At 37.5% G+C, this 19,548-nt stretch carries 18 protein-coding genes and 1 other annotated feature; of the genes, 16 read left to right on the top strand and 2 right to left on the bottom strand.

Going from position 1 to position 19,548, the window contains the following annotated elements:
* Positions 1 to 19 precede the first annotated feature (19 nt).
* From menA to CAR_RS12240, 5 genes are all read left to right on the top strand, one after another.
* Entirely contained in the window at positions 20 to 961 is a 942-nt protein-coding gene (gene menA / locus CAR_RS12260) for a 1,4-dihydroxy-2-naphthoate polyprenyltransferase (protein WP_013712056.1), read from the top strand.
* Positions 962 to 1,052: 91 nt separating this feature from the next.
* On the top strand, positions 1,053 to 1,205 hold the full coding sequence (gene rpmG, locus CAR_RS12255; protein ID WP_013712055.1) for a 50S ribosomal protein L33: 153 nt from the start codon (positions 1,053 to 1,055) through the stop codon (positions 1,203 to 1,205).
* A 38-nt stretch (positions 1,206 to 1,243) separates the two neighbouring features.
* On the top strand, positions 1,244 to 1,423 hold the full coding sequence (secE, locus tag CAR_RS12250) for a preprotein translocase subunit SecE (RefSeq protein WP_013712054.1): 180 nt from the start codon (positions 1,244 to 1,246) through the stop codon (positions 1,421 to 1,423).
* A 181-nt stretch (positions 1,424 to 1,604) separates the two neighbouring features.
* Complete coding sequence (gene nusG / locus CAR_RS12245) at positions 1,605 to 2,153, top strand: transcription termination/antitermination protein NusG (RefSeq protein WP_013712053.1); 549 nt, start codon at positions 1,605 to 1,607, stop codon at positions 2,151 to 2,153.
* Positions 2,154 to 2,512: 359 nt separating this feature from the next.
* The gene (locus tag CAR_RS12240; RefSeq protein WP_041556722.1) at positions 2,513 to 3,412 is read left to right on the top strand and encodes a glycine betaine ABC transporter substrate-binding protein; all 900 of its coding nucleotides are present in this window, start codon (positions 2,513 to 2,515) and stop codon (positions 3,410 to 3,412) included.
* Between the two features lie 67 nt (positions 3,413 to 3,479).
* Here CAR_RS12240 and CAR_RS12235 read toward each other — a convergent pair whose 3' ends face one another.
* On the bottom strand, positions 3,480 to 4,250 hold the full coding sequence (locus CAR_RS12235) for an NRDE family protein (protein WP_041556720.1): 771 nt from the start codon (positions 4,248 to 4,250) through the stop codon (positions 3,480 to 3,482).
* 106 nt (positions 4,251 to 4,356) lie between these two features.
* Here CAR_RS12235 and CAR_RS12230 point away from each other — a divergent pair, with 106 nt between their 5' ends.
* From CAR_RS12230 to CAR_RS12190, 9 genes are all read left to right on the top strand, one after another.
* A complete protein-coding gene (locus CAR_RS12230) occupies positions 4,357 to 4,860 on the top strand; it encodes a hypothetical protein (RefSeq protein ID WP_013712050.1) in 504 nt (167 codons plus the stop codon).
* Positions 4,861 to 4,981: 121 nt separating this feature from the next.
* Positions 4,982 to 5,407, top strand: a complete 426-nt coding sequence (gene rplK, locus CAR_RS12225; protein ID WP_013712049.1) for a 50S ribosomal protein L11 — start codon at positions 4,982 to 4,984, stop codon at positions 5,405 to 5,407.
* A gap of 97 nt (positions 5,408 to 5,504) precedes the next feature.
* Positions 5,505 to 6,194 carry a 50S ribosomal protein L1 gene (gene rplA / locus CAR_RS12220; protein ID WP_035020893.1) on the top strand — a complete coding sequence of 230 codons (690 nt, stop codon included), beginning with the start codon at positions 5,505 to 5,507 and terminating at the stop codon, positions 6,192 to 6,194.
* Positions 6,195 to 6,245: 51 nt separating this feature from the next.
* Positions 6,246 to 6,373 (top strand) — a sequence feature (ribosomal protein L10 leader region).
* Between the two features lie 59 nt (positions 6,374 to 6,432).
* Complete coding sequence (rplJ, locus tag CAR_RS12215) at positions 6,433 to 6,933, top strand: 50S ribosomal protein L10 (RefSeq protein ID WP_013712047.1); 501 nt, start codon at positions 6,433 to 6,435, stop codon at positions 6,931 to 6,933.
* A 72-nt stretch (positions 6,934 to 7,005) separates the two neighbouring features.
* Entirely contained in the window at positions 7,006 to 7,371 is a 366-nt protein-coding gene (rplL, locus tag CAR_RS12210; protein ID WP_013712046.1) for a 50S ribosomal protein L7/L12, read from the top strand.
* A gap of 132 nt (positions 7,372 to 7,503) precedes the next feature.
* Positions 7,504 to 8,118 (top strand): class I SAM-dependent methyltransferase, encoded by a 615-nt coding sequence (locus CAR_RS12205; protein WP_013712045.1) that lies wholly within the window; start codon positions 7,504 to 7,506, stop codon positions 8,116 to 8,118.
* A 285-nt stretch (positions 8,119 to 8,403) separates the two neighbouring features.
* Entirely contained in the window at positions 8,404 to 11,970 is a 3,567-nt protein-coding gene (gene rpoB, locus CAR_RS12200; RefSeq protein ID WP_013712044.1) for a DNA-directed RNA polymerase subunit beta, read from the top strand.
* A gap of 165 nt (positions 11,971 to 12,135) precedes the next feature.
* A complete protein-coding gene (gene rpoC, locus CAR_RS12195; RefSeq protein WP_041556718.1) occupies positions 12,136 to 15,756 on the top strand; it encodes a DNA-directed RNA polymerase subunit beta' in 3,621 nt (1,206 codons plus the stop codon).
* Positions 15,757 to 15,911: 155 nt separating this feature from the next.
* Positions 15,912 to 17,375: an NAD-dependent succinate-semialdehyde dehydrogenase gene (locus CAR_RS12190; RefSeq protein ID WP_041556716.1), complete on the top strand. Its 1,464-nt coding sequence runs from the start codon at positions 15,912 to 15,914 to the stop codon at positions 17,373 to 17,375.
* 83 nt (positions 17,376 to 17,458) lie between these two features.
* On the opposite strand, the gene CAR_RS12185 is transcribed toward CAR_RS12190, so the two are convergent.
* Positions 17,459 to 18,193, bottom strand: a complete 735-nt coding sequence (locus tag CAR_RS12185) for a prepilin peptidase (RefSeq protein ID WP_013712041.1) — start codon at positions 18,191 to 18,193, stop codon at positions 17,459 to 17,461.
* A gap of 342 nt (positions 18,194 to 18,535) precedes the next feature.
* Between CAR_RS12185 and rpsL the strand changes: the two genes are divergently transcribed.
* Both rpsL and rpsG read left to right on the top strand, forming a co-directional pair.
* Entirely contained in the window at positions 18,536 to 18,946 is a 411-nt protein-coding gene (gene rpsL / locus CAR_RS12180; protein ID WP_013712040.1) for a 30S ribosomal protein S12, read from the top strand.
* A gap of 70 nt (positions 18,947 to 19,016) precedes the next feature.
* Positions 19,017 to 19,487 (top strand): 30S ribosomal protein S7, encoded by a 471-nt coding sequence (gene rpsG / locus CAR_RS12175; RefSeq protein ID WP_013712039.1) that lies wholly within the window; start codon positions 19,017 to 19,019, stop codon positions 19,485 to 19,487.
* Positions 19,488 to 19,548: the final 61 nt, after the last annotated feature.

The raw sequence follows: 19,548 nt of genomic DNA, 5'->3' as shown, positions 1-19,548 counted from the left end.
AAATCAAAGAGGGATAACGATGTCGATAAAGACCTTTTTTACATTAGTAGAGATTCAAACAAAGTTAGCAAGTCTATTTCCTTTTTTATTAGGAACATTATTTACAGCTTATTATTTCAACGCGTTTAACTTTGTTAATACACTTCTATTCTTTATAGCGATGTTAATTTTTGACATGGCAACAACAGCTATTAATAATTTGATGGATTATCAAAAAGCTAAAGATAAGGGCTACCGAGATGAAGTAAACGTTATTGGACAAGAAAAAATTTCAGAAAAACTCGTTATTCGTCTCATTATCGGAATGGTGATTATTGCAATGCTGCTAGGCTTTTGGCTAGTCTATAGAACCAATATCGTGTTGCTGATAATAGGAGCCCTCTGTTTCTTTATTGGGATTTTTTATACTTTTGGACCGGTTCCCATTTCAAGAATGCCATTAGGAGAACCTATTTCAGGTTTGACTATGGGGTTTGGTATCTTTTTTATTGCAGCCTTTGTGAATGTTGGAGAGCTTAGTTTATTAAGTTTAGTGTTTAAAGGCCAACTTTTTCTGTTAGAAGGAAATATGGTTTCTGTTCTGGTATTATTCTTTGTGTCGTTACCAACAGTATTCTTGATAGCCAATATTATGTTGGCGAATAATACCTGTGATTTAGAACAAGATATCCTTAATCACAGGTACACATTACCGTTTTACATTGGCAAAAAGCGAGCTGTCCAATTATTTAATGCGTTGGTCTACATGAGTTATGTAGTAATTGTTTTAGCTGTTTTAATGGGTTTGTTACATCCTATTTTATTGCTTTTATTAGTAACCCTTATACCTATGAAGAAAAACTTAGCTGCATACAACAACAAGCAAGTTAAGTCAGAAACATTTGTTATCGCTATAAAAAACATCATTTTATTTAGTGCCAGCGAAGTTGTGCTGTTAGCAATAAGTTTAGTATTTAAATAAAATTTAAAAAGAGGAATTGACATGTTTCCCGAGTGATGGTAAATTTAGTAAGATGTCATTCGTCCGTATAATAGAGAGAATAGGTGAAAAAATGAGTGGAAAAAAAACATCTTTAGCTTGTTCTGTTTGTGGGTCTAGAAATTATTCTAAAAAAGTAAATGAAGGAAATCGCACAGAACGCTTAGAAGTAAAAAAATTCTGTAAATACTGCAATCAACATACATTGCATCGTGAAACGAAGTAAGAAAAAGAAGTCTCGATACCAATTTGGAGGGAATAAACATGAAGAAAATAAAAAACTTTTTTGGCGGTGTACGTCAAGAAATCAAAACAGTCACATGGCCTACTGGTAAAGAACTTAGAAAATATACATTGACTGTTTTTGTCGTCTGTCTATTATTTGTTCTTTTCTTTGCGGTTGTTGACTTTGGGATAGGTGCACTCTTAGATTTGATTTTATAAGAGATCTGAGAAAGAAACCACTGGCATGAAGCTCTGCATGATGGTATAATGAACTCATGAATAAATGCACAAAACCTTCTTTAAAAGTAAATGAAGGTTTTTTTGTATGTTTAAAAACAGATGAGCCAACTAACCAATGTCGAAAATAACTAAGAACAAAAAATGAAGAGGAGTGATACGCGTGGAAGAAATAGAAAGTGCGAAACAGTGGTATGTGCTACACACATATTCTGGATACGAAAATAAAGTGAAACAAAATATCGAGTCTAGAGCAAATAGTATGGGTATGGGGGATTATATTTTCCGAGTAGTTATCCCTGAAGAAGAAGAAAAAGAAGTGAAAAACGGTAAAGAAAAAATAAATATGAAAAAAACGTTTCCTGGATATGTTTTAGTTGAAATGATCATGTCTGATGATTCTTGGTACGTTGTTCGTAACACGCCAGGTGTGACTGGATTTGTTGGTTCTCATGGAGCAGGTAGTAAACCAGCACCACTTTTAAATTCTGAAATAGAAGTTATTTTACGTCGTATCGGAATGAGTGCTCGTCATCAAGAAATCAACTTTGAAGTTGGCGAAACCGTAACGATTATTGAAGGTGCATTTAGTGGACTTACAGGTAAAATTACTGAAATCGAAATGGAAAAAGCAAAACTTAAAGTGAATGTTGAAATGTTTGGTCGTGAAACAAGTACTGAATTAGACTTTGAGCAAGCAGATAAACTTTAAGTTAATGAGCGTCATAAAATAGAGTAGAAAAAGGGTTAAGACAAAGTAAGTTGTCTTAACCCTTTTTTGTGGATTTGAATCTCAAAAACATTCATGGTACGTTGTTAATGGCTAAGAAAAAGCGATGACCAACTCTTAAAAGAGGAGGCCTGAAGATTACAATGTATGCAAATTAGCGATTGATTAATTGATTTCTGAAAAGTATAGGAGTACTTATTGTATATAAGGTTGTCGGTTATAATAAGGAACAATAAATAAACAAAGTGTTCTTATCAGTGCTTAAAGCAATGGTGTTAAAAACTGGGAAATTAGCCGAATGAAAAAAAGTGGAATGCTTTTTAATATACATGGAGGAAAATATGATAAACGTAAAATCTATTGGAATCATTCTGGGATTATCTACTGCTTTAATGCTAGGTGGATGTGCAGATGGTAAAGAGACAGAAAATAGTACTAATGAAACGGTAAGCGAACAGGTGAACTATACCGTTACGGGCATTGAACCTGGAGCGGGAATAACTGAAATGGCACATCAGACTTTAGAGGGTTATGAAAACCTAGAAGGTTGGGAACTTGAAGAAAGTTCAACTGGTGGTATGCTAACATTGTTGGATCAAGCCATCTCTAATGAAGAACCTATTATTTTTACAGGCTGGGCTCCACATTGGATGTTTTCAGAATATGATTTAAAATACTTAGAAGATCCAGAAAAAACCATGGGGGACATTGAGAGTATCCATACTATTGCAAGATTGGATTTTGAAGCAGAAATGCCCAATGCCTATAAAATTCTTGATGCTTTCCAATGGGAAGTAGAAGATATGGAAGCTGTAATGTTTGAAGCGCAAGACAGCTCTTTTGAAGAGTCTGCGGCGAATTGGATCGAAGCGAATAAAGATAAAGTGGATATGTGGTTGGAAGGCACTGAAAAAGTAGATGGGAAAGAAATCGAACTTGTGTCAACACCGTGGGATACTGAAAGAGCGTCTAGTCTTGTGGTAAAAGCTGTACTAGAGCAACAAGGCTATGAAGTTACCGTAACAGATGTTGATCCTGCAGTTTTGTTTGAAGCAATTGCAAATGGATCAGCAGATGTATCGCTTGCGCCATGGTTGCCAACAACACATGCTTCTTTTTATGAAAAGCACCAGGATAGTATCGTTGATTTAGGTGAGAATTTAACCGGTGCTAAAAATGGGTTAGTTGTTCCTAGTTATATGGATATTGACTCTATTGAAGAATTAGAACCAAAAGAATAGAAAAACAGTAAGACTCGGTCCGTTTATTTAATAAAGCGGACCGAGTCTTTTTTTGATGGACAGTCAGTTAGTGAATCTCAAATGAATAGTGTACTTCGCCAGTAAAACCTTCTTTACTGTAACTGCGTTCGATAAACGTAACAATATTATCGTAATCAACTAATAAAACAGTTGTGGAGACTGTTCCGTATTCTGGAGTCTTGATAAAAATAGGTGGAGTTTCTTTTTCTAGTTTTAAAGAAGTAGTGGTAGTGAGTGATGCATCTTTTCTTGATGGTAAGCTAGTGTCCATAAAAGCTGTTAACAAGTCATTTGGGTCAAAGAGTGTACTTTTTGAATTAAGTTGTTGGAGATGAGATTTTACTTTTAACACTTTTGGCCATGGATCATTCAAACTAGCGTTGCTCAAACCGTGTATCCCAGTTTTAAGTGAGCTAACTTGATTTGTATGATTATTAAAATGCCAAAGATGGTCGATGTCGCCTAGTAATATGTTGAAACCGGCGTAGTCTAAACGTTTATCTTGCAGATCGGATAAGAAGCCCGATGCAGATTGAGTAGTCGATAAATAATCACGCACAATCTGCCCTCTTGAGACAGGGTTTTCTGGTACGCTTATAGCAGAATCGTAGATATTCGTTAATGCTGCAAAGCGTCCTTCTTTCGTAATACCTAACCAGGTTCCCATTTGTAGCAGATCTCTACCAGCTAAAACGTGTGGGTGGTCTTTCCAAAAATCGGCAACTGCAGTCGGACGTGTGTATGCCTCATCTCGATTGGCAACTAGAATCATTTTGTAGATTGGGTGTTCATGAAGTTGAAGGGCAATTAGGCACATAGTGGATTCACCTGCTTTATTTACAATTATACGCTAAAGAACGGGTTAAGAAAAACAAGCAGCCTATGTTATAATAGGAAAAAATGAAATAAGTAGGTGACGACTAATGAAAGAACTTATTCTACTACTGACAGCTATTGTAAATGAGGTGCACGACGTTCTTAATCAGTTGTTTGGGATGAGTATGACGGATAAAGACATGCACTTTTGGGTTATGGGTATTATCGGTATTATGCTCTTTTTAGCGGTTTATCTTGTCATTAAGATTATTGAAAAAATGAAATTCAGTGCTACGATTCTTTCGTTCATCTTCACGTTTACAGGGATGACCGTGTTAGTCTTTGCTATTGAAATCCAACAAGCTATTACGAATAGAGGAAATATGGAATTTGCAGATGCTGCGATGGGCTTGTGGGGATTTGTTGTCTTCTTTGCTATTTATGCCATTGTTATGGGTGTACTTTATAGTGTGTATACTCGTATTAAAAAGAGGAATAAGATGACTCAAGTTCCAATAGAAGAAAAAAGAGAGTTAATTTCGAACGAACCAGCAGAGGAACCAGCTATTTACCGATCTCAAATGAAAAAGACAAATAAGTTAAAAAGATAGTTGCAAAACAGTTTTTTGAATGGTATAGTGTTTTGGTACGTTTTACGTATGCGTTAAATGTGGGAGGGGAAATATTAACCCCATTAACCACATCACGGACTCAATCAAGGAGGTATGTCACGTGGCTAAAAAAGTAGTTAAATTAGTTAAATTGCAAATTCCTGCAGGGAAAGCAACTCCAGCTCCACCCGTAGGTCCAGCTTTAGGACAAGCACAAATCAATATCATGGGATTCTGTAAAGAATTCAATGCTCGTACTGCTGAGTTAAACGGATTAATCACTCCCGTTGTTATTTCTGTATATGAAGATCGTTCATTTACATTTATTACAAAAACTCCACCTGCTGCTGTTTTACTTAAAAAAGCTGCTGGTGTTGAATCTGGTTCTGGTGAACCAAACACTAAAAAAGTTGCAAAAGTAACTCGCGACCAAGTTAGAGAAATTGCTGAAACAAAAATGGCTGATTTAAACGCATCTGACGTTGATTCTGCTATGTTAATGATCGAAGGTACTGCACGAAGCATGGGATTCACCGTAGAAGGTTAATTCTATATTCACGCTTCTCAGTATACCTTATGCGTAACAGTGTAAGGATTAAGTGGGAGGTAAAACCGTTATAACCACAATCAAGGAGGAAAAAATTATGGCTAAAAAAAGTAAACAATATTTAGCAGCGGCTGAAAAAGTTGATGTTTTAAAAGCTTATTCTTTAGAAGAAGCTGTAGCATTAATTAAAGACGTTGACTACGCTAAATTCGATGCAACTGTAGAAGTTGCTTATAGACTTGGCGTTGACCCTAAGAAAGCTGATCAACAAATTCGTGGAGCAGTTGTTCTTCCAAATGGAACAGGGAAAACTCAAAAAGTATTAGTATTTGCTAAAGGTGAAAAAGCTAAAGAAGCTGAAGCTGCTGGAGCAGATTACGTAGGAGAAGCTGAATTAGTTCAAAAAATCAATGGCGGATGGTTTGATTTCGACGTTGTTGTTGCAACTCCAGACATGATGGCTGAAGTTGGTCGTCTTGGACGTGTTTTAGGACCTAAAGGCCTAATGCCAAACCCTAAAACAGGTACTGTTACAATGGATGTTACTAAAGCAATCAATGAAATTAAAGCTGGTAAAGTTACTTACCGTGTTGACAAAGCAGGAAATGTTCATGCTCCAATCGGTAAAGTATCATTTGACAATGCTAAATTAGTTGAAAACTTCAGAACAATCAACGATACAATGTTAAGAGTTAAACCTTCAACTGCTAAAGGCGAATACATCAAGAACATTACAGTAACTACTACTTTTGGGCCTGGTGTTAAAGTTGATGCAGGATCGTTTTAATAAATAACTATTAAAAGTCTTGACCTAGACGATGGAAATTGTTAAAATCGTCTAGGTTGAGAAATATTACCGAAGACAGTAGGTGGCGTATGCCTTAATTTCCTGCCGAGGATGAATATGTGAAAGCATACAATTATCCCTCTATGTCTAAGGTGACGTAGAGTTTTTTGCGTTTAACGGGCTTAAGGGTTCGTAAAAACAAAAAATTCTAGCCAATCGATCAGGAGGTGAAAAATTAATGAGTCAAGCAGCAATCGCAAAAAAACAAGAACTAGTTGATTTAGCATCAACTAAATTCAAAGAAGCAGCTTCAGTAGTTGTAATGGACTACCGTGGATTAACTGTTGAAGAAGTGACTAATTTACGTAAACAATTACGTGATGCAGGAATTGAAATGAAAGTTATCAAAAATTCAGTTTTAAGCCGTGCAGCAGAAGCAGCAGGTTTAGAAGGAATGAACGATGTTTTCAAAGGACCTACAGCTATTGCATTCAGTAATGATGACGTTGTAGCACCTGCAAAAATTATCGCTGAATTTGCTAAAGGTGCAGCGGCATTAGAAATCAAAGGTGGCGTAATTGAAGGACGTGTTTCTTCAGCTACTGAGATCAATGCTCTTGCAACGTTACCAGACCGCGATGGTTTGTTATCAATGTTGTTATCTGTACTTCAAGCACCAGTTCGCAATACTGCACTTGCTATCAAAGCAGTTGCAGAATCAAAAGAAGAAGTAGCTTAATTAAGCCATTTTTTCTTGAAAAAAAAGCAAGTTGAACCAAAAAAAACTAACCAATAATGGAGGAAACCAACAATGGCATTAAACATTGAACAAATCGTTGCTGACTTGAAAGAATCAACGATTTTAGAATTAAACGACTTAGTAAAAGCAATCGAAGAAGAATTTGGCGTAACTGCAGCAGCTCCAGTAGCAGCAGCAGGAGCTGGAGAAGCAGCAGCAGCTGAACAAACTGAATTTACAGTAGAATTAACTTCTGCTGGAGACTCAAAAATTAAAGTTATCAAAGCTGTACGTGAAGCTACAGGCCTTGGCTTGAAAGAAGCTAAAGGATTAGTTGATGGAGCACCAGCAGCAATCAAAGAAAACATTTCTAAAGAAGATGCTGAAGCATTGAAAGAAGCTTTGGAAGCAGCTGGAGCTTCTGTAGAAGTTAAATAAATTTAACTCTACTAAGCTTTAGGAGAAGACACGCAGTTTTTGCTGCGTGTCTTTTTTCTCTTTATTAAGATTTCTAGAATGACAATGAGTTGTTCAGAAGTTGAAATAAAGATACATTGAGGAGGAACGCACATGTCAGATCATTATTTTACAAATAATCCAAAAATTGCCAGCGAAACAGCAGCTTGGACATACACGCTACGTGGTAATGAATTTAAATTTGTCACAGATACAGGAGTATTTTCGAAAAAAACAGTGGATTTCGGTTCTCGACTACTGATAGAAACGCTTGATTTTTCAAAAATGACTAATGGTGATATTTTAGATGTAGGGTGTGGGTATGGCCCAATGGGTTTAGCGTTAGCGAAAGAAGATCCTGAACGCAACGTAGAAATGGTTGATGTAAATGAGCGAGCATTAGGATTAGCTAAGCAAAATGCATCAAATAACCGGTTATCTAATGTATTGATTCATACCTCAGATATCTATGAATCTGTAGAAGGTAAAGAGTTTGCAGCTATTGTTAGCAATCCTCCTATTCGTGCTGGAAAAAAAGTAGTACATGGTATTTTAACAGGCGCTTTTGATTTGCTTAAAAAAGACGGTGCTTTAACAATAGTGATTCAAAAGAAACAAGGTGCGCCAAGTGCGCAAGCGAAAATGGAAGAAACGTTCGGCAATGCTAAAGTGATCGTCAAAGATAAAGGTTATTGGATTATTCAAAGTTTCAAAGAGGAAGAGAAATAAGAAATCTCCTTGACTTACACACGCAAATAATGTAAAATAATCTAATGCATATAGTGTGTCTTAAAGAAGAAAAATTTGTTCTGAAATATTGTCCAGAGCAAGTTTGAAGAGGAAAACAAAAGAAATGGATTTTTATTTTAAAAGTTCACGAATCTTTTGGTTTTTTTTTGTCAAAAAATAGGCAAACTTTCAACTTGTTACTTATTTTTAATAAATGTAACATGAATGAAATGTATTGATTTGTTTGAAGTGACCACACTAAAAACAGTTTGAGGGGTGAACAGGTTGGCAGGCCATTTAGTAAATTACGGTAAGCACCGTACACGTAGAAGTTTTTCACGTATCCATGAGGTTTTAGAGCTTCCAAATTTAATTGAAATTCAAACTGATTCTTACCAATGGTTCTTAGATGAAGGATTACGTGAAATGTTTAAAGACATTTCTCCAATCGATGACTTTGCTGGAAATCTATCATTAGAATTCACAGATTACCAATTGCAAGAACCTAAATATACCGTTGAAGAAGCTCGTTCACATGACGCAAATTATTCAGCACCGATTTATGTTAAGTTACGTTTGATCAATAAAGAAAGCGGAGAAGTGAAAGAACAAGAAGTCTTCTTCGGTGATTTCCCACTAATGACAGAAATGGGAACTTTTGTTATCAACGGAGCAGAACGAGTAATCGTATCTCAATTAGTCCGTTCACCAGGTGTTTATTTCCATGGTAAATTGGATAAAAACGGAAAAGAAGGATTTGGCTCAACGCTTATCCCGAACCGTGGAGCATGGCTTGAATTCGAAACTGACGCAAAAGACCTGTCTTATGTTCGTATAGACCGTACACGTAAAATACCATTAACAGTATTGGTTCGTGCATTAGGATTTGGATCAGATGACCAAATTCTTGAAATCTTTGGAGATAACGAAAGTCTTCGTTTAACAATGGAAAAAGATTTGCATAAAAATGCTGGAGATTCACGTACAGAAGAAGCATTGAAAGATGTTTATGAACGTCTACGTCCAGGTGAGCCTAAAACGGCTGACAGCTCAAGAAGCTTGTTAACAGCTCGCTTTTTCGATCCAAAACGTTACGACTTAGCAAATGTTGGTCGTTACAAAGTCAACAAAAAATTAAACTTAGTAACACGTTTGTTCAATCAAACACTAGCTGAAACTTTAGTTGATCCTGAAACAGGCGAAATCATCGTTGAATCAGGTACATTTTTAGACCGTGATCAAATTGATAAATTAACACCATATCTAAATGATGGTTTAAACAGTGTTACGTATTACCCATCAGATGACAGTGTCGTTCCAGAACCTGTAGAATTACAAGTTGTAAAAGTCTTTTCTCAAAGAGACCCAGAACGTGTTGTAAATATGATTGGAAATAAAGTAATTGCAGACGAAACTAAAAATGCAACACCGGCTGATATTTTAGCTTCTATGAGTTATTTCTTTAACTTACAAGAAGGTATCGGTAACGTAGACGATATTGACCATTTAGGAAACCGTCGTATTCGTTCAGTAGGTGAGTTGTTGCAAAATCAATTCCGTATTGGGTTATCTCGTATGGAACGTGTGGTTCGTGAACGTATGTCTATCCAAGATATGGCTACCGTTACACCGCAACAATTGATCAATATTCGTCCTGTTGTAGCATCAATCAAAGAGTTTTTTGGTTCTTCTCAATTGTCTCAATTCATGGACCAAACAAACCCATTAGGTGAGTTAACACATAAACGTCGTCTATCTGCCTTAGGACCCGGTGGTTTAACTAGGGACCGTGCTGGATATGAAGTTCGTGACGTGCATTATTCCCATTATGGCCGTATGTGTCCGATTGAAACACCAGAAGGTCCAAACATTGGATTGATCAATAGTCTATCAAGTTATGCTAAAGTAAATAAATTTGGTTTTATTGAAACTCCTTATCGTCGTGTAAACCGCGAAACAGGCCTTGTTACGGATCAAATTGATTACCTAACAGCCGATGAAGAAGATAACTATGTCGTTGCTCAAGCAAATGCTCCGTTGAATGAAGATGGCACATTTGCAAATGATATTGTACTTGCTCGTTATGTGGAAGAAAACTTAGAAGTTCCTATTAGTCGCGTTGACTATATGGATGTTTCTCCTAAACAAGTAGTAGCAGTTGCGACAGCTTGTATTCCTTTCTTGGAAAATGATGATAGTAACCGTGCTCTTATGGGAGCAAACATGCAACGTCAAGCTGTTCCGTTGATCCACCCTCAAGGTCCACTTGTAGGAACTGGTATGGAACACGTAGCTGCTCGAGATTCTGGAGCTGCATTGATTTGTAAAAATGATGGTATCGTTGAATACGTAGATGCAGATCAAATTCGTGTACGTCAAGAAAACGGTGCTTTAAATAAATACGCTGTAACAAAATTCCGTCGTTCAAATTCAGGTACTTGTTATAACCAACGCCCAATCGTAGAAAAAGGCGATCGTGTTGAAAAAGGCGAAATCTTAGCAGATGGTTCTTCTATGGAAAACGGCGAAATGGCATTAGGACAAAACCCATTAGTAGCCTTCATGACATGGGAAGGGTACAACTATGAGGATGCCATTATCATGAGTGAACGTTTAGTTAAAGATGATGTATACACTTCTATTCATATTGAAGAATTTGAATCAGAAGCACGTGATACAAAACTTGGACCTGAAGAAATCACGCGTGAACTTCCAAACGTTGGAGACGACGCTTTGAAAGATTTAGACGAAATGGGAATTATCCGTATTGGTGCTGAAGTAAAAGACGGCGACTTGTTAGTTGGTAAAGTAACTCCTAAAGGGGTAACAGAATTATCCGCTGAAGAACGTCTATTACATGCAATCTTTGGTGAAAAAGCTCGTGAAGTTAGAGATACTTCTCTTCGTGTGCCACATGGTGGCGGCGGAACAGTTCATGATGTGAAAATCTTTACTCGTGAAGCTGGAGATGAATTATCACCAGGTGTAAATATGTTAGTTCGTGTTTACATTGTTCAAAAACGTAAAATCAACGAAGGGGATAAAATGGCCGGACGTCATGGTAATAAAGGGGTTGTCTCTTTAATCATGCCGGAAGAAGATATGCCATTTATGCCTGACGGAACACCAGTTGACATCATGTTGAACCCATTAGGGGTACCATCACGTATGAATATTGGACAAGTATTAGAATTGCACATTGGTATGGCTGCTCGTCAATTGGGTATCCACATTGCAACACCAGTATTTGACGGAGCTTCCGATGAAGATGTATGGGATACCGTTAAAGAAGCTGGAATGGCAGCTGATGCAAAAACTGTTTTATATGATGGTCGTACAGGTGAACCGTTTGACAACCGTATTTCAGTTGGAGTTATGTACATGATTAAATTGGCCCACATGGTCGATGATAAATTACATGCTCGTTCAACAGGACCTTACTCGTTAGTTACACAACAACCATTGGGTGGTAAAGCTCAATTTGGTGGACAACGTTTTGGAGAGATGGAAGTTTGGGCTCTTGAAGCATATGGGGCAGCTTATACGTTACAAGAAATCTTAACTTACAAATCCGATGATGTTGTTGGTCGTGTGAAAACATACGAAGCAATCGTCAAAGGCGAAAAAATTCCAAAACCAGGTGTTCCAGAATCATTCCGCGTATTAGTAAAAGAACTACAATCATTAGGTTTAGACATGAAAGTGTTAAATGAAAATGATGAAGCGATTGAACTACGCGATATGGATGACGATGATGACATCGTGAACCCGGATGCGTTAAACAAATATGCTGAAGAGCAAGAAAAAATCCGTGCTGAAGCAGCTGAACAAGAACGATTAAAAGAAGACTAAGACTGGTATCTCGACTGGCCTTTAAGTGAATATTACTTAATTGGCCTTTCGAGGATCCATTTTAAGAACGTTCGACGAATGACAACCAAAGATAGATACCACTATCTATAAATAAAACAATAGAGCAGGTAGGGCAGCTCACAAAAATAAAGGGAGGTTAGCCCCTTGATAGACGTTAATAATTTTGAAAGCATGCAAATTGGTTTGGCTTCTCCAGATAAAATCCGTAGTTGGTCTTATGGTGAAGTAAAAAAACCTGAAACCATTAACTACCGTACCTTGAAACCTGAACGTGATGGTTTGTTCTGTGAACGTATTTTTGGTCCTTCAAAAGACTGGGAATGTTCTTGTGGAAAATACAAACGTATTCGTTATAAAGGAATTGTTTGTGACCGTTGTGGAGTAGAAGTTACACGCTCAAAAGTACGTCGTGAACGTATGGGCCATATTGAATTAGCGGCACCAGTTTCTCATATTTGGTACTTCAAAGGTATTCCAAGTCGTATGGGTCTTGTATTAGATATGAGTCCTCGTGCTCTTGAAGAAATCATTTACTTCGCTTCATATGTAGTAACTGAACCAGGAAGTACACCATTAGAAAAGAAACAATTATTAACTGAAAGAGAGTACCGTGAAAAACGCGAACAATACGGCAATGAATTTAATGCCGAAATGGGAGCAGAAGCGGTTAAACAACTCTTGAATGATGTTAAATTGGATCAAGAAGTGGAAGAATTAAAAGAAGTCTTAAAAACAACTACCGGTCAAAAACGGACACGTGCGATTCGTCGTTTAGACATTTTAGAAGCATTCCGTAATTCTGGTAACCAACCTTCATGGATGGTTATGGATGTTGTTCCTATTATTCCGCCAGAAATTCGCCCAATGGTTCAATTAGAAGGTGGCCGTTTCGCTACAAGTGATTTAAATGACTTGTACCGTCGTGTAATCAACCGTAACAACCGTTTGAAACGTTTATTAGATTTAAATGCGCCTAATATTATTGTGCAAAATGAAAAACGTATGCTTCAAGAAGCAGTAGATGCATTGATCGATAATGGTCGTCGTGGCCGTCCAGTTACTGGACCAGGTAACCGTCCGTTGAAATCATTGTCACACATGCTTAAAGGGAAACAAGGTCGTTTCCGTCAAAACTTACTAGGTAAACGTGTCGATTATTCAGGACGTTCAGTTATCGTTGTTGGACCATTCTTGAAAATGTACCAATGTGGTTTACCAAAACAAATGGCTATTGAATTGTTCAAACCGTTTGTAATGAAAGAATTAGTTGAACGCGACATCGCAAGCAATATTAAAAATGCTAAACGTAAAATTGATCGTCAAGATGACGCTATTTGGCCAATTTTAGAAGAAGTGATTCGTGAACATCCAGTATTATTGAACCGAGCACCTACTTTACACAGATTAGGGATTCAAGCATTTGAACCTGTTCTTGTTGAAGGTAAAGCTATCCGTCTTCACCCATTAGTGTGTGAAGCTTATAATGCCGATTTCGATGGTGACCAAATGGCTGTCCATGTACCGTTAAGTGACGAAGCGCAAGCTGAAGCACGTATGTTGATGCTGGCTGCACAAAACATCTTGAATCCAAAAGATGGTAAACCAGTTGTAACACCTTCTCAAGATATGGTCTTAGGTAACTACTACCTGACTATGGAAGAAGAAGGACGTGAAGGAGAAGGAATGCAATTTAGTAGTTTGAATGAGGCTATGCTTGCTTACCAAAGCGGATACGTTCATTTGCACTCTAGAATCGCAATCAAACCAACCGACATTCCAAACAAACCATTTACTGAATGGCAAAACGAGAAGTTAATGATCACGACTGTTGGTAAATTGATCTTTAACGATATCATGCCGAATGAATTCCCGTACATGAATGAACCAACACAAAGCAACTTGGAAGTTCAAACTCCAGACAGCTATTTTGTTGAGCCGGGTACAGACATTCTTGCACATATTCAAGCGCAAGAATTAGTTAAACCATTCAAGAAGAAAAATCTTGGAAATATCATTGCTGAAGTATTCAAACGATTCAAAATTACTGAAACGTCTAAAATGCTAGACAGAATGAAAGATCTAGGATACAAATATTCTACTAAAGCTGGTATTACAGTTGGGATTTCCGATATCGTAGTACTAGAAGAAAAACAAGAAATTCTAGATAATGCTCACATACAAGTTGATAAAGTAATGAAACAATTCCGTCGTGGTTTAATTACGGATGAAGAACGTTATGAACGTGTTATCGATATCTGGAACAAAACAAAAGATCACATTCAAATCAAGTTAATGGAAAGTTTGAATGACCTTAACCCAATCTTTATGATGAGTGACTCAGGTGCCCGTGGGAATATTTCCAACTTTACTCAGCTTGCTGGTATGCGTGGATTGATGGCTGCACCGAATGGTCAAATCATGGAATTGCCGGTTACTTCTAACTTCCGTGAAGGATTGTCTGTATTAGAAATGTTTATCTCTACCCATGGAGCTCGTAAAGGGATGACCGATACAGCCTTGAAAACAGCTGACTCAGGTTACTTGACTCGTCGTTTAGTTGACGTTGCGCAAGATGTTATCATTCGTGAAACAGACTGTGGTTCTGACCGTGGACTAGTGATTCAAGCAATCAAAGAAGGAAACGAAGTTATTGAACCACTTGAAGAACGCCTATTAGGACGTTACACTCGTAAAACAATCTTTAACCCTGAAGATGGAACATTGATCATTGGTGAAAACCAAATTATTACTGAAGACATTGCCAGAGAAATTATTGCTGTTGGTATCGAAGAAGTAACGATTCGTTCCGTGTTTACATGTAATACTAAACATGGTGTATGTAAACATTGTTATGGCCGTAACTTAGCAACAGGTTCTGAAGTTGAAGTTGGAGAAGCAGTTGGGACAATTGCCGCTCAATCAATCGGAGAACCCGGTACTCAATTAACAATGCGTACGTTCCATACAGGTGGGGTTGCCGGAGATGACATCACTCAAGGGCTTCCTCGTATCCAAGAAATTTTTGAAGCTCGTCACCCTAAAGGTCAAGCTGTGATTACTGAAGTTACTGGGGAAGTCGTATCGATCGATGAAAATCCAGCAGCTCGTACGAAAGAAGTTACGATCAAGGGAGAAACAGATACTCGTTCTTATCAAGTTCCATTTTCTGCACGTATGAAAGTAGAAGAAGGAGATATTATCCACCGTGGTGAAGCATTAGACCAAGGTTCAATTGATCCTAAAGAATTGTTACGTGTTCGTGATGTGCTTGCAGTTGAGAACTACTTGTTACGTGAAGTGCAAAAAGTATACCGTATGCAAGGGGTAGAAATCGGCGACAAACATATCGAAGTTATGGTACGTCAAATGCTACGTAAAGTACGCGTAATGGATCCAGGTGAAACAGATATTTTACCAGGTACATTAATTGACATTCATGACTATACAGATAAAAACTTTGATACATTGGTATCTGGCGGAATTCCTGCTACAGCACGTCCTGTATTGCTTGGAATTACAAAAGCTTCCCTTGAAACAAATAGTTTCTTATCTGCTGCATCATTCCAAGAAACAACACGTGTCTTAACAGATGCTGCGATTCGCGGAAAACGTGATCCTTTATTAGGATTGAAAGAAAATGTTATTATCGGTAAAGTGATTCCAGCTGGTACTGGAATGGCTAAATATCGTAAAATGAAACCTAAAGGCGTTGGCGTTGTAAGTGAAAATGTTTACAGCATCAATGATCAAGTGGAACCTAAATAACACGAGAAAGAGCTCTTCATAGTTATATGAGGAGCTCTTTTTTTTGTACTCTTTTGTAGGGATAGGAGAAGAGCAAATAGTTTAGGATTTTTTTGAGATATGTTAAGGTGAACATTGAAAAGAAGTAGACACCACAATTTGAAGGAGTGATTTTAGTGGCAAACACGCAAGCAAAATTACCAGAAATTCAAACGGGACTTTACATCAATGGCCAATGGGTCGAAGGATCGCTAGAAAAAAAAGCGGTCAATAATCCAGCAACTAAAGAAGAACTGATACAAGTGTCTCAAGGCGGAGAAACAGAAACACTACAGGCGATTCAGGCAGCTAAAGAAGCTTTTCCAAAATGGTCAGGCATGGAGCTAGCTGATCGTGTGAAACTTATCCATGCAATTGCAGATAAAATTGAAGAAAAAGCAGATCAATTAGCCTTAATTATGACACTAGAACAAGGGAAACCATTAAAAGAAGCTAAAGGAGAAATCCTGACAAATATTCAAAATTTGCATTGGAATGCAGAAGAAGCGCGACGTATTTATGGAGAAACGATTCCTGCTCCTAATCAACACAAGTATGAAGTGAAAAAACAACCTGTTGGCGTCGTAGGAGCAATTACTCCGTGGAACTTTCCGTCAAATATGATTGTACGTAAAATCGCTCCAGCTATTGCAGCAGGCTGTACCGTCATTTTAAAACCAGCAAGTAGTACCCCGTTATCTGCTATTGCGATATTTGAAATTTTCCATGAAGTTGGCTTACCAGCAGGAGTAGCAAATCTCGTTATCGGACCATCAAAGGAAATCGGAAAAACGCTAACCGATAGTGATGATGTGCGAAAATTAACCTTTACAGGCTCAACTGAAGTAGGAAAAATGCTCTATGAACAATCTGCCCAAACAATGAAGAAAATTTCGTTTGAATTAGGAGGTCATGCTCCGTTTATTATTTTTGACGATGCAGATATTGATCAAGCTGTAGACGGGCTTGTTGCTATGAAGTTTAGAAACAATGGGCAAGCTTGTACATCTCCAAATCGTATTTTTGTGAGTAAAGCCGTTAAAAAAGAATTTGTTGAAAAGTTAGAAGTCGCAGTTGGAAAAGTAACGGTCGGTAATGGTTTAACTGATGTCATGGTAGGACCACTTATTAATGAAGAAGCGATTGAAACGATCCAAGCTCAAGTCGACGATGCAAAAACTAAAGGAGCTACTGTGCTTGCAGGTGGCGAAAGACTCACTGAGGGAGACTACGCTAATGGTTACTTTTACGCGCCGACTATCTTAGATGGAGTGACCACCGAGATGGATATCTTCTATGAAGAAACGTTTGGTCCGGTTATTCCGTTAATTGATTTTGAAGATGAGGAAGAAGTTATCAAAATGGCAAATGACAGCATCTTTGGATTAGCGTCTTACTTCTTTACAGCTGATTTAAAACGAGCTGAAAAAGTCAGTGAAGCTTTAGAATATGGTTTAGTTGGCGTCAATAATACAGCTATCTCGACTTCTGAGGCGCCATTTGGCGGTGTAAAACACTCAGGAGTTGGCCGTGAAAATGGAAGTTATGGAATACAAGAATTTTTAGAAGTGAAATTTGTTCACACAAAATATTTAGATTGAGAACACCAAAAGCTGAGGCATTGTCCTCAGCTTTTTTTTGTATAGTAGCCAGTGCAAATACTTAAAGTATTATAAGTCTGGTTCTAAAAAAAATCCTGCAAGCAGTAAGCAATGAAAGTTCCTAAAAAAATAAAAGGAGCAAAAGGAATCGGGTGGTTATAAGAAATTCTTTTACTGAACATTAAGGGAAGGCAGACAAGAATAGCGGATAAAGAGGCAAAAAGAAGGGCAACTAAGCTTGAGTGATAACCTAGTAGTAAGCCAATGATTCCTAATAACTTCACGTCTCCACCGCCTATAGGAGTAGAAGAGAGTTGATAAAACAAGTAAAAGAAACTGAAAAAACCTAACCCGCTAAAGATATAAAAACTAATAGGGTAGGGATGAATGACCAGCCGACCTAAAAAGACCCATAAAAAGAAAGGTAACATTAAGTTATTCGGTAGAAGTTGATAATAAATATCAGAGACAATAAAGATGAGGCTGAAGGCAACAATTCCTGTAATAAATAACCCTTCTGCTGGAAAAGATAGATAAGTAGAAAAGATAAATAGGAAAACAAATCCCATGAAAAATTCCACTAACGGATAAAGAATAGAAATCTTTTGTTGGCAATCACGACATACTCCTTTTTGGATGAGGTAAGATAAAATAGGAATCAATTCAAAAATATGTAAGGTATGATGACAATTTGTACAATGAGAGCGAGGAAAAACAATGGATTGATGGATGGGGACCCTAGATCCTATGACCATCAAAAATGAGCCCAAACAACACCCTGTAAACCAAATCAGTAAAGACAAGCTACCTATCAGCATTTTTTTCACCTCAAATGAACGACTTATAATAAATATATGTTAATTAAGAAAGAAAGCTTTAAAAAAATAAAGAGGAGGAGTATACTAGTAAAAGTGCCAAAGAGATAAAAAAACTTTTTGCATTTTCAACTCAACTTGTTGACAATAAAATCAGACCATGTTATGATTCAAAAGGTGCTTTTGTACGCAGATTCCTGTCTATCAGTCGTGCTGACTGGTACATTGGCCTTAAACTATACAGACTGGTTGGTTGCAGTTTTGCAGCACTTATTTTTTTGCTGAAAAAAGAACCGCCTGGATGTGTGGACTAGAATAATAACATAGGGAAGGAGGAAACAATCGATGCCTACTATTAATCAATTAGTACGTAAACCTCGTAAATCAAAAATTGAAAAGTCTGAATCTCCGGCTTTAAACAGAGGTTACAACAGCAAAAGAAAAAAACAAACAACAGTAAACTCACCTCAAAAACGTGGTGTTTGTACTCGTGTGGGAACTATGACTCCTAAAAAACCTAACTCAGCGTTACGTAAATATGCACGTGTTCGTTTGTCTAACTTAATTGAAGTAACTGCTTATATCCCAGGTGAAGGTCACAACTTGCAAGAACATAGTGTGGTTCTTTTACGTGGAGGACGAGTGAAAGATTTACCAGGAGTTCGTTACCATATCGTTCGTGGAGCTTTAGATACTGCTGGTGTTGCAGATCGTAAACAAAGCCGTTCTAAATACGGAACTAAACGCCCTAAATAATAAGCTTATTGCTTAAATGAAATAAAAAAACTATTCTAAAAGATAATTATTATCGAAAGGAGGAATTTGGATGCCTCGTAAAGGTCCTATTACTAAACGTGATGTTTTACCTGATCCACTTTATAATTCTAAACTTGTAACTCGTTTGATCAACCGTATCATGGTTGACGGAAAACGTGGGAAAGCTGCTACAATTCTTTATAATGCATTTGACATGATTAAAGAACAAACTGGCAACGAACCTATTGAAGTATTTGAACAAGCAATGAAAAATATCATGCCTGTTCTTGAAGTTAAAGCTCGCCGTGTTGGGGGTTCTAACTACCAAGTTCCGATCGAAGTTCGTCCAGAACGTCGTACGGCTCTTGCTCTTCGTTGGTTAGTAAGCTACTCTCGTCTACGTGGAGAAGATACTATGGAACAACGTCTTGCTAAAGAAATCATGGATGCTGCTAACAATACTGGAGCAGCAGTTAAAAAACGTGAAGACACTCATAAAATGGCTGAAGCAAATAAAGCTTTTGCTCATTACCGTTGGTAAGATTTTTTCTAGAGGAGGCTTGGGTGCATATGTGCACCTTAGCCTTTAAAGGAAGAATTGA

It is taken from the genome of Carnobacterium sp. 17-4, from assembly GCF_000195575.1.
Taxonomy (GTDB): domain Bacteria; phylum Bacillota; class Bacilli; order Lactobacillales; family Carnobacteriaceae; genus Carnobacterium_B.
The sequence above is the reverse complement of the archived record's forward strand: the minus strand, read 5'-3'. Positions and strand labels throughout refer to the sequence as shown.